Raw genomic sequence first — 11,034 nt, 5'->3', positions numbered from 1 at the left:
CGGCGTGTTCGTGGCCCCCGGATGTCTCGTGTCCGAGCTGTCGAGACTCGCGCCTGCGGCGCATGCGCTTCGACAGCTCGGACACGAGACGGGCCGCGAACGGCGCTCGCAGAACTCGCGCTGTGCTGGCCGGGAGTGTTGTCGGGTTCCGCCCGAGCCGGGCGCGTGCGCTTTGACAGCTCGGAGGCGAGTTGGGCCGCGAACGGGGCTCGCAGAACTCGCGCTGTGGTGGTCGGGAGTGTTGTCGGGTTCCGCCCTAGCCGTGCGCGTGCGCTTCGATCACTCGGACGCGCGACGGCCGCGAACGGGGCTCGCAGAACTCGCGCTGTGGTGGTCGGGAGGGTTGTCGGGTTCCGCCCGAACTGGCCCGTTGCCCATGGGGTTCGTGGGTTTGTCGGGGGTAGGGACCATACTGCATAACGTGGAATCGGGCATCGGTGACCGAGAAGGTCGCAAGCACAACGGCACGGCCGTCGAAGGGCCGACCGGCGGTGCGGGCGCGCCGACCCCGTTCATCGATGCCAGGGCGCTGATCGGTTGTCGGCATCGGCTGCATTTGGACGCGGTCCATCCCGGCGCGTTGCAAGGGGTTACCGAAGATCCGGGGGTGCGGCAGCGCAGGGAGGCGGCGACGGCGCATCGGGTGCGGGTGCGCGACGCGTTGATCGCGGCGGATCCAGCGGGCTGGGTGGTGATCGACCCGACGCTGCGCGCGTCGGAGCGCGCCGAGGCCACCATGCGGGCGTGCGCGGCCGGCGTGCAACACATCTGGGGCGGGCTGCTGCCGCAGGAGCCGGAAACGGGCAGGCGCGGCGGCTCGGAGATCCTGCTGCGCGATCTCGATCGCGGCGGATACATCCCGGTGATCGTGGTGAACCACAAGGTGACCGACCCGCGTCAACCGGAGCCCGCGGACTTCCACCCGACTACTTCCGATCCATACCGCTGGAACCCGCGTCCGGATCGGCACCGCAAACTGCGCCAGCAGCCGCGCGATCAGCAGCGCCTCGCGCATCTCTACCGGATGCTGCAGCGCCACGGCATGGCGAGCCCGGCACTGGTCGGCGGCGTGATCGGCTACCACTTCGACTGCATCCTGGTGCACGACCTCGGCCCGGTGCTCGCCGACTACGACCAGCGCTACGCCGACCGGGTCGCGGTGGTGCGCGGCGAGTTGCCGACGGTGCCGTCGAAGGTGCCCGAGTGCAGGCAGTGCCCGTGGTGGAGCCGCGGCATCGAGGGGCCGAGCTGTGAAGGCTGGCTCGTCGAACACCGCGACGTCAGCCTGGTCGCGCCCGGCTCGCGGGCCGAGGTGCTGCGCAGGCACGGCGTGCAGACGATCGACGATCTGGCCGGCTGGGCGGGCGACGACCCGGACGACTGGCAGCACGGGCCGTTCGACGAGGCGGTGGTCACCGCGCGGGCCTGGATCGCGGGCGCGCCGCTGGTTCGCCGGGTGGAGCCGGTGCGGGTGCAGCGCGCCGACGTCGAGGTGGACGTCGACCTGGAGAGCTTCCAGGAATACGGCGCCTACCTGTGGGGCACGCTGCTCGACGGCGTGTACCGCCCGTTCGTCACCTGGGATCCGCTGCCCACCGAAGACGAGGGCCGCTCGTTCGGCGAGTTCTGGACCTGGCTGATGACGACCCGCGCCGAGGCCGCCCTGAGCGGGAAAACCTTTGCCGCCTACTGCTACTCGCGCACCGCCGAGGACAAGTGGCTGTACGAGTCGGCGCGCCGCTTCGCCGGGCGCCCCGGAGTGCCGACGGTCGAGCAGGTGCGCGCGTTCGTGGACGGGCCGGAGTGGGTGGACATGTTCCAGGCCGTCTCCGATCAATTCATCTGCCCGAATGGCAAGGGCCTCAAGAAGATCGCCCCGGTCGCGGGCTTCGCCTGGCGCGATGCCGAGGCGGGCGGCGAGGCGTCGATGAGCTGGTATCGCCTGGCCGTCGGCTACGAGGGCGACCCCGACATGTCCCAGCGCACCCGGTTGCTGGAGTACAACGAGGACGACGTGCGGGCCACCCAGGTGCTGCGCGAGTGGATGTCGAACCGGGCAGACCTCGAGGTTCCTGGCCTCGCGGATTTCGGGCGTCGTATTATCGCGACGTGACTGAGCACGTCGAACAACTCGAGTTCCAAGCAGAGACCCATCAGCTGCTCGAGCTGATGATCCATTCGGTCTACTCCAACAAGGACACCTTCCTGCGGGAGTTGATCTCGAACTCCTCGGACGCGCTGGACAAGCTGCGGCTGGAGTCCTACCAGGACAAAGATCTACAGGTCGACACGTCCGACCTGCACATCGAGCTGACGGTGGACAGCGAGAACCGCGTCCTTACCGTCCAGGACAACGGCATCGGCATGTCTCGCGCCGAGGTGGTCGACCTGATCGGCACCCTCGCCAAGTCCGGCACCGCCGAGCTGCGCAAGAAGCTCAACGAGGCCAAGAGCGCCGCCGCGAGCAACATCGACACCGCGGAACTGATCGGCCAGTTCGGCATCGGCTTCTACTCGACCTTCATGGTCGCCGACAAGGTCACGCTGACCACCCGGCGCGCAGGGGAAACCGAAGGCACCCGCTGGGAGTCGGCCGCGGGCAGCTCGACCTACACCATCGAAACCCTCGACGAGGCGCCGCAGGGCACCTCGGTCTCGCTGCAGCTCAAGCCCGCCGACGAGGACGACCACCTCTTCGATTACACCCAGGAGTGGAAGCTCCGGGAGATCATCAAGAAGTACTCCGACTTCATCGCCTGGCCGATCCGCATGCAGGTCGAGCGGACCGTCACCGAGGGTGAAGGTGAAGAGAAGACCGAGAAGACGGTCGTCGAGGACCAGACGCTCAACTCCATGAAGGCGCTGTGGACCCGCCCGAAGAGCGAGGTCAGCGACGAGGAGTACAAGGAGTTCTACAAGCACGTCAGCCACGCCTGGGACGATCCGCTGGAGATCATCCCGATGAAGGCGGAGGGCACCTTCGAGTACCAGGCGCTGCTGTTCCTGCCCTCGCAGGCACCGTTCGACCTGTTCACCCGCGAGCACAAGCGCGGCGTGCAGCTCTACGTCAAGCGGGTGTTCATCATGGACAACTGCGAAGAGCTGATGCCGGAGTACCTGCGCTTCGTCAAGGGTGTGGTGGACGCGCAGGACCTCTCGCTCAACGTCTCTCGCGAGATCCTGCAGCAGGACCGCCAGATCCGGATGATCCGCAAGCGGCTGGTCAAGAAGGTGCTGTCCACGGTCAAGGACCTGCAGGGCGCCGAGGACCAGACCAAGTACCAGACGTTCTGGAAGGAGTTCGGGCGTGTCCTCAAGGAGGGCCTGCTCGGCGACACCGACAACCGCGAGACCATCCTGGAAGTCTCGTCGTTCGCCTCGACCAACTCCGAGTCCGAGCTGACCACGCTCGCCCAGTACGTCGAGCGCATGCCGGAGGGCCAGGACGCCATCTACTACATGACCGGCGAGTCCCGTCAGCAGGTCGAAAGCTCGCCGCACATGGAGGCTTTCAAGGCCAAGGGCCGCGAGGTGCTGATCCTCACCGAGCCGGTGGACGAGATGTGGGTCGGCTCGGTGCCGGAGTTCGACGGCAAGCCGTTCACCTCCATCGCCAAGGGCGAGGTCGATCTGGAGTCCGAGGAGGAGAAGAAGGCCTCCGAGGCGCTGCGCGAACAGCAGGACAAGGACTTCGCCGAGGTGCTCGGCTGGCTCGGCAAGACCCTGGAGGCCAGCGTCAAGGAGGTGCGCCTGACCAGTCGGCTCACCACCTCGCCCGCCTGCCTCGTCGGTGACGTCTTCGACTTCACCCCGATGCTGGAGCGGATGTACCGCGCGTCCGGCCAGCTGATGCCCGACACCAAGCGCATCCTCGAGCTCAACCCGACCCACCCGCTGGTCACCGGGCTGCGCGACGCCTACGACACGCGCAAGGACGACGCCGACGCAGGCAAGGTCCCCGAGCTCGCCGAGACCGCCGAATTGCTCTACGGCACAGCGGTCCTGGCCGAGGGCGGCGAGCTGAAGGATCCGGCGCGGTTCGCGCACATCCTCACCGATCGGCTCACCCGCACGCTCTGATCCGGTCACCGGCGAGGACCACCGCCCGGTGGTTCTCGCCGGTGTCGGCAGAATGAGTACTGTGCCGAATTCGACTGAGCTGGTCATCCGGGCGGCGCGGCCCGCGGACTACGACGCGATCGCGGGCGTGGTCGATGAGTGGTGGGGGCGCGAGATCCTGCCGGTGCTGCCGCGGCTGTTTCTCGATCATTTCCATCGGACGAGCCTGGTCGCGGAGACCGGGGGGCGGCTGTCGGGCTTTCTGATCGGGTTTGCCTCGCCGTCCGAACCCGACGAGGCCTACATCCATTTCGTTGGCGTGCATCCGGATTCGCGCAAGAGCGGCCTGGCGCGGGAGCTGTACGAGCGGTTCTTCGTGACCGCTCGGGCGCACGACCGGCGGGTGGTCACGGCGGTCACCGCGTCGAGGAACGAGCCGTCCATCGCGTTCCATCGACGGATGGGCTTCACCGTCGATGGGCCGGTGCCCGACTACAACGGCCCTGGGCGTCACCTGGTGAACTTCCGGCGAGAGCTCTGAGACCGTGTCGGAAAATCCCCTCGCCGTCGCCGAGCCGTGGGACCTCGTCGCCGACGGTTACGCCGAGTTCGCGCCAGCGATCATGCGTCCCTTCGCCGAGCGCGCCCTCGAATACGCATCGGCGACAACGTCTTCCCAGGTCATCGACATCGCCGCAGGCACGGGCATACTGAGCCTGCTTGCCGCGCCGCGGGTGGCGCAGGTGCACGCCATCGACTTTTCCGGGCCGATGATCGAGCGGCTCATCACCGCGGCGGGGGCCGCCGGACTGACCAATATCGAGGCCAGCGTCGGCGACGGGCAATCCCTGCCGTTCGACAGCGACCGCTTCGACGCCGGATTCTCCCTGTTCGGGCTGATGTTCTTTCCGGAGCGGGACAAGGGATTCGCCGAACTGTTCCGGGTGCTGCGTCCCGGCGGCACGGCCGTGGTGTCCAGTTGGGCGCCGGTCGCCGAATCCCCGCTGATGCGCACGATGTTCGGCGCCTACCGCGCCGCCGACCCCAACATTCAGGAGCCGCGACCCGACCACCTCAGCCTGGAGAACCCCGAAGTCCTTCAAACCGAAATGCACAGCGCGGGGTTCGAAACCGTGTCCGTCCAACGGCATTCGACCGCGCTCACTTTCACCGACGCGGACCAGCTGTGGGAGACCATGGCCCGCAGCAGCGCACCGCTCGGCCTCATGCGCCGCAAAGTCGGCGAACAGGTATGGGCCGAACGCGTCGCCGTGATGAAGTCCTACCTCGCCGAGCACTATCGCCCCCGGCAACCGCTATCCACCACCGCGTTCCTCGGCATCGGCCATAAACCGGAGTTCTGAGAGTCTGGCCTGAAGACAGGGAAAGCCGCCGCCGACCGGACTTGGTCGGCAGCGGCTCTCGCGTTGCTTGCTAGCGCGGGGCCATGCGCAGCGCGCCGTCCATGCGGATGGTCTCGCCGTTGAGGTAGTCGTGCTCCACGATGTACTGCGACAGCTGCGCGTACTCGTCCGGGCGGCCGAGGCGCGACGGGAACGGCACGCCCGCCTCGAGGCCCTTGCGGTACTCCTCGGTGACGCCGGCCAGCATCGGGGTGTCGATGATGCCGGGGGCGATGGTGTTCACCCGGATGCCGAACTGGGCCAGGTCACGCGCGGCGGGCACGGTCATGCCGTGCACGCCACCCTTGGACGCCGAGTACGCGATCTGGCCGATCTGACCCTCGAACGCGGCGACCGAGGCGGTGTTGATGATGACGCCGCGCTGGCCGTACTCGTCAACGGTGTCGGCCTTCGAGATCGCGTCGGCGGCCAGGCGCATGACGTTGAAGGTGCCGAGCAGGTTCACGGTGATGACGGTGCGGAACAACTCCAGGTCGTGCGGGCCGTTCTTGGACAGGATGCGCCCGGCCCAGCCGACACCGGCGCAGTTGACCACGATGCGCAGCGGCGCGCCCGACTCGACGACCTTCGCGACCGCCGCGCTGACCTCGTCGTTGCTGGTGACATCGGCCGGAATGAGGGTGACCCCGGCGGGCACGTTGTCGCCGGCGCGCTCGATCGACTGCGGCACATCCAGTCCGAAGACAGTGGCCCCCAGCTCGGCGAAGCGCTTGGCGGTGGCGGCGCCGAGGCCGGATGCGCCTCCGGTGACAATGGCGGCGGAACCCGAAATCTCCACGATGGTCCTCTCGTTCGTGACAGCCAGTTGGCCCTTTGTCAATTGCACCCTAACGGGTGCGCCCAACAAGGCCCATGAGGACTCCCTCTCACTTCCGAGCGGACCATCGCCCGGCCTCGTGCGCGGCTACTGGAGGGTTACTTTGGCGCCGCCGGAGAACATCGAATCGTGCAGCACGATGTGGCTCGGCACCGCATCGGCCGGCAAGTCGAAGACAACCTGCGCTGTCACGGTATTACCGGGGTTGATATTGCCGCTCGACTATTTGCGAACAAACGTGTTCTTAGGTGGTACGGTCCCTGCATGAAGCTGTTCGCGGGGGCGTCTGTTGCTGGGCGCAAGGTTTTGATCACGGGGGCGGCGCGGGGGATCGGGGCCGCGCTGGCTCGGCAATTGCATGCCGGTGGGGCGCACGTGGCGTTACTGGGGTTGGAGGCGGAGCTGCTGGGGGAGGTGGCGCGGGAGTGCGGTGACGCGCCGTGGCGGTACTGCGATGTCGGGGATCGTGAGCAGGTGGATCGGGTGGTGGCGACGCTGGTGGGGGAGCTCGGCGGGCTCGATGTGGTGGTGGCCAATGCGGGGGTGGCGCGGCAGTTGCCCTTGATCGGGGGCGATCCCGCGGTGATGGAGGAGACGCTGGCGGTCAACGTGCTCGGCGTCTACTACACGTTGCGTGCGGCTGGACCGCACATCGGTCACGCGAATGGCTATGCGCTGGTGGTCTCCTCGCTGGCCGCCGCGGTGCACCTGCCGCTGGTCGGCGCGTACAGCGCGTCGAAGGCCGCGGTGGAGGCACTCGGCAATACGCTGCGGATCGAACTCAAACACACCGGAGCCAAGGTCGGCGTCGCGTATTTCGCCGAGCTCGATACCGACATGACCTCGCGTGGGTTCGGCACCGACGCGGCAAGGGCGATCATCGGTCGCTCCACCGTTTCCGGCGTCGCACCGCTCGGGCCCGCCATCGATTCGGTGGAAAAGGCCATCGCGCGACGGCGGCGTCAGGTCGTCTCACCCTGGTGGGTGGCCGTCGTGCTGCCGTTCCGGCCGATCGCCCAGCTCGTGATCGCGGTCGCCTTGCGCAAGGGTGTGCGGCGCGCCTTGGAGATCGCGCGCGGTGAAGAGGCACCCTTCACCACGGACCAACCGGACCGACCCCGCAAAATGGAGCGGCAAGCTTAGCCCGACCTAACCACCGGAGCCCTCGAATGACCGAATCGGCAACCAGCGCACGCCAACTCCCGCGCGGCAGGCACGGCCTGCCGCGTGAGCAGGTGGTCGCTTCGCAGCGCGAGCGCATCCTGGTCGCGATGGCCGAGGCGATGGTCGAGAACGGTTACGTCGGCACCTCGGTCGCGGCGATCCTGAAGCGCGCAGGCGTGTCCAGGGAGACCTTCTACGAGCAATTCCGTTCCAAGGAGGCCTGTTTCGAGGCCGCCTACGAGCGAGCCGTGCAGAATCTGCTCGGTCGCATCGCGGCTGCCGCCGACGACCCGGCGGTCGAACCCGAGCCCGACGGTATGGCCAGGATCGACCGGATCTTCGCGGCCTACCTTCAGCACCTCGTCGACGATCCGGCCAGCGCGCGGCTATTCCTGGTCGAGGTGTACGCGGTGGGTGCGGCGGCGCTCGCCCGCCGGGCGCAGCTGCAGGAGTTGTTCGTCGGCCGGATCGCCGATGTGCTCGGCGCGCGCACCGACGAGCAGCGCTTTGCTTGTCAGACGCTGGCCGCCGCGATCGGCGCGATGGTCACCGGTCGGATCGCGGCAGATGACCTGGATGGTCTGCTCGCGCTGCGGGCGCCGCTACTGAATCTGGTGCATCGGGGTGGGGCGCTGTACGGGGACGCTTTGCTCTCCTCGCGCGGATGAGCAGCATGGTCGCGCCGCCCGAGGCCGGTGCGATCGCGGCAAGAGTGGCGACGGTCAGCCCGGCCAGTGTCGGCGCGGCCGTCGAGAGCAGCGTCGCCGCACCGAAGTAGAGGAACAGCAGGCCCGAGCCGATGCCGATGGCCCGCTCCGGCAGGTGCTTGCCGACCAGGATGCCGATGCCGATGGCCAGGGCGTCGGCGGCGACCATGCCAATCGTCGAGCCGATCCACACGCCGACCCAGTCGTAGTCGGTGGCCAGCGCGGCGGTCGCGAACATGGTCCGGTCGCCGAGCTCGGCGAGCAGGAACGCGGAAAGCACCACGAAGAACGGTGCGGTGCTGGCCCGCAATGACTTCGGTGCCTGCTCTTGCTCGTCCGCGCGGAAGTGTTCACGCAGCGTCCACAGGCCGACGGCCAGGAAGGTGAGGGCGGCGATCAGCGAGATGGCCCGCGTCGGCAGCGCCGATCCGAGGAAATAGCCGACGCCCACCGAGATCAGGTGGACCGCGGCGGAGGCGGTCGCGATGCCGCCGAGCACCACCCACCAGCGGTAGCGCAGCGCGAACGTCAGCGCCATCAGCTGGGACTTGTCACCCAGCTCGGCGAGAAAGACGATGCCGATACTCAGCAAAACGGTGGCGATCATGATGTGTGCGGCTCCCGGGTCTCCGGCCTGCCGGTCGGAGTCTGGGTATGCCTCCGGCCGACAACGAATAGTTGTCTAGGCCGAAGGTCTCGCCCACCGGATTGTTCCGGTTCACACAGCCGGACCCGAACCCTCGTGGGGTGGCGGGTCAGTATGTCGACTGTGCAATTGGGGGCTACTCCCCTTCGCTGCCACCGACTCTACCCGGACACCGCAGGGAGTGCCACCATGGGGTGGCCCAAATCGCATTGCGCACAATAAGTTTGGCGATGCGTGCGGCAAGTTTCGGGTACCCTTACGCGGCAAGCAGCATGGCCAGGACCGCGGTGTCGGGATCGCTGATCGGGTCCAGGCCCACCCTGCTGACCAGGGAGGTGACCGTGCCGTCGGATTCCGCCTCGGCCCACGCGGCCCGGTGTTCCAGCCCCAGATGTGGCACGCCGGGCAGCAGCACACAGCCCGACGCGGCGCCCGCGCATTCCGGCAGCGACGGCCTGGTTTCCGAGGGTGGATGCAGCATCAGCAGAGCAGCTGGCACATGCTCGGCAAACCTGCCGGGCGCGAGCGCCTCCGCGCCGAGCACCGTGCCCTCGGCCAGCACCAAGCCGACCGTGCCGGGCGCCGGATCGTCCGGCAACTCCTCACGCACCCCGAACACCGTCGAGGTGGTCAGCAACCCGGGCAGCGTGGCCACCCGGACGGCGAGCACCAGCACCTGCGCCCATTCCTTGGTGGTGTCCGGCCAGCGGCCAGAAATGACGAACCCGCGCAGCGAGCCACGGGCATGGAAAGGCGTGATGCCGATTGGTCCGTTCATCCGCATGGTGCCTCCCGTCGTATAACCGGGGGCGGCTTTGCCCGTCCTCTGTGGACTCAGAGAATGACTGACGAAACACCTGGCACACAAGTACCAAAGAGTGCCAGGTGACCGCGAGAAACAGCCTGACCAGCGGCTGTCTTCGCCCACAAGTCGCGGTCCCCGGGATTGTTAGCCGGACTGATACCGCGCTGCGCCCCGGGCGTGTCCGTCGGGAACCGGCCAGAAACGAGCAAACCCGCGAACACTGGTCATGATCGCGGGTTTAGCTGACGACTCTCGCAACCACACTGGTATTACCGCGGGTTTCGAGCGAAGCGAGACCGAGCATTACTCGTTTGCGGCCCGGCTCGGGTCCGAGTGGCCGATGCGATTGCGACGCAGTCGCGAGCAGCGGTCGCTCGGACCCGAGCCATCAAGGGGCCGCAAACACGCCGCGCGGAGGCGCGGCAATTCAACTCAGAAGATGAGGCCCTTGCCCTGGCCGACGGCGCGCGCGAAGCGGTCCTGCACGTCTTCCCAGTTGACGACGTTCCAGAACGCGGTGACGTAGTCCGCCTTGACGTTCTTGTACTGCAGGTAGAAGGCGTGCTCCCACATGTCGACCTGCAGCAGCGGGATGATGCCAAGCGGGACGTTGGCCTGCTGGTCGTACAGCTGGAAGGTCAGCAGCTTCTGGCCGAGGGTGTCGTAGCCGAGCACCGCCCACCCGGAGCCTTGCAGGCCGTTGGCCGCGGCGGTGAACTGACCGCGGAACTTGTCGAACGAACCGAACTGGTCGTCGATGGCCGCGGCGAGGTCGCCGGTCGGCTTGTCGCCACCGTTGGGGGACAGGTTCTTCCACCAGATGGAGTGGTTGACGTGACCGCCGAGGTGGAAGGCCAGGTTCTTCTCGTACAGGAAAATGGCGCCGTGGTCACCGCTGTCACGGGCGGCCTCGAGCTTCTCGAGTGCGGTGTTCGCGCCCGCGACGTACGCGGCGTGGTGCTTGGAATGATGCAGCTCATTGATCTGCCCGGAGATGTGGGGCTCCAGGGCGCTGTAGTCGTAATCCAGATCTGGCAGCGTGTACTCAGCCACGATGTCCCTTCCTATGTCGGGCTGTGTGCGCCCATCTCGAGCACACCCAACCATCATTCGTACACCCGCTCGGTTCCAACCGGGCCTGATGCCCCCGCATTCCGTTGTGGGCTTGGGCTGCGCCCGCGCGGGCGCATCGGCACCGGCTCGAACCTCACAAATAGCATCGAACCATGTAGTGGTACGACGAACTAGTGGGGCGGCTACGCCTCCCGGCGTTCGTCATGGTCGCCGGATCGGGTACCGCCCGGCCGGGCAGCACCGATCCTTGTGCCGGATACCCACAAGGTCGACTGTCACCCCCGCTGTCGCGGGTTTCCCAACCCGTGCGCACAAACGAATACCGCACATCCGGAAGC

Annotated in this window: 9 protein-coding genes and 2 pseudogenes; 6 read left to right on the top strand and 5 right to left on the bottom strand. The window is 67.4% G+C overall.

All coding sequences use genetic code 11. The features are described 5' to 3' along the window. Positions 1-376: 376 nt before the first annotated feature. From ACIA8C_RS41470 to ACIA8C_RS41455, 4 genes are all read left to right on the top strand, one after another. Entirely contained in the window at positions 377-2,113 is a 1,737-nt protein-coding gene (locus tag ACIA8C_RS41470; protein ID WP_397144720.1) for a TM0106 family RecB-like putative nuclease, read from the top strand. Beyond that, positions 2,110-4,080: a molecular chaperone HtpG gene (htpG, locus tag ACIA8C_RS41465; protein WP_397144718.1), complete on the top strand. Its 1,971-nt coding sequence runs from the start codon at positions 2,110-2,112 to the stop codon at positions 4,078-4,080. Before ACIA8C_RS41470 ends, htpG begins: the two co-directional genes overlap by 4 nt. A 61-nt stretch (positions 4,081-4,141) precedes the next feature. After that, on the top strand, positions 4,142-4,600 hold the full coding sequence (locus tag ACIA8C_RS41460) for a GNAT family N-acetyltransferase (RefSeq protein WP_397144716.1): 459 nt from the start codon (positions 4,142-4,144) through the stop codon (positions 4,598-4,600). Between the two features lie 4 nt (positions 4,601-4,604). Further along, entirely contained in the window at positions 4,605-5,423 is an 819-nt protein-coding gene (locus ACIA8C_RS41455) for a methyltransferase domain-containing protein (RefSeq protein ID WP_397144714.1), read from the top strand. A 70-nt stretch (positions 5,424-5,493) separates the two neighbouring features. Here the strand turns inward: ACIA8C_RS41455 and ACIA8C_RS41450 are convergent, their stop codons facing one another. Together ACIA8C_RS41450 and ACIA8C_RS41445 are read right to left on the bottom strand one after the other, a co-directional pair. Next, entirely contained in the window at positions 5,494-6,261 is a 768-nt protein-coding gene (locus ACIA8C_RS41450) for an SDR family NAD(P)-dependent oxidoreductase (RefSeq protein WP_397144712.1), read from the bottom strand. Between the two features lie 126 nt (positions 6,262-6,387). Then, positions 6,388-6,513: pseudogene (locus tag ACIA8C_RS41445) on the bottom strand (DUF4352 domain-containing protein); the annotation flags it as partial. 51 nt (positions 6,514-6,564) lie between these two features. On the opposite strand from ACIA8C_RS41445, the gene ACIA8C_RS41440 reads away from it, so the two are divergent. After that, positions 6,565-7,443 (top strand): SDR family NAD(P)-dependent oxidoreductase, encoded by an 879-nt coding sequence (locus ACIA8C_RS41440; RefSeq protein WP_397144710.1) that lies wholly within the window; start codon positions 6,565-6,567, stop codon positions 7,441-7,443. Positions 7,444-7,469: 26 nt separating this feature from the next. Beyond that, positions 7,470-7,688: pseudogene (locus ACIA8C_RS41435) on the top strand (TetR/AcrR family transcriptional regulator); the annotation flags it as partial. Between the two features lie 322 nt (positions 7,689-8,010). Here ACIA8C_RS41435 and ACIA8C_RS41430 read toward each other — a convergent pair. The 3 genes from ACIA8C_RS41430 to ACIA8C_RS41420 all read right to left on the bottom strand — a co-directional run bounded on the left by ACIA8C_RS41430 (position 8,011) and on the right by ACIA8C_RS41420 (position 10,675). Then, positions 8,011-8,778 (bottom strand): TMEM165/GDT1 family protein, encoded by a 768-nt coding sequence (locus ACIA8C_RS41430; protein ID WP_397144708.1) that lies wholly within the window; start codon positions 8,776-8,778, stop codon positions 8,011-8,013. Positions 8,779-9,073: 295 nt separating this feature from the next. Beyond that, positions 9,074-9,601, bottom strand: a complete 528-nt coding sequence (locus tag ACIA8C_RS41425; RefSeq protein WP_396994836.1) for a peptidase — start codon at positions 9,599-9,601, stop codon at positions 9,074-9,076. Positions 9,602-10,054: 453 nt separating this feature from the next. Continuing rightward, a complete protein-coding gene (locus tag ACIA8C_RS41420) occupies positions 10,055-10,675 on the bottom strand; it encodes a superoxide dismutase (RefSeq protein ID WP_397144706.1) in 621 nt (206 codons plus the stop codon). Positions 10,676-11,034 lie beyond the last annotated feature (359 nt).

Origin of the sequence: Nocardia sp. NPDC051321, assembly GCF_044455225.1 — a bacterium.
Taxonomy (GTDB): Bacteria; Actinomycetota; Actinomycetes; order Mycobacteriales; family Mycobacteriaceae; genus Nocardia.
This window is presented reverse-complemented; position numbering and strand designations above follow the sequence as displayed.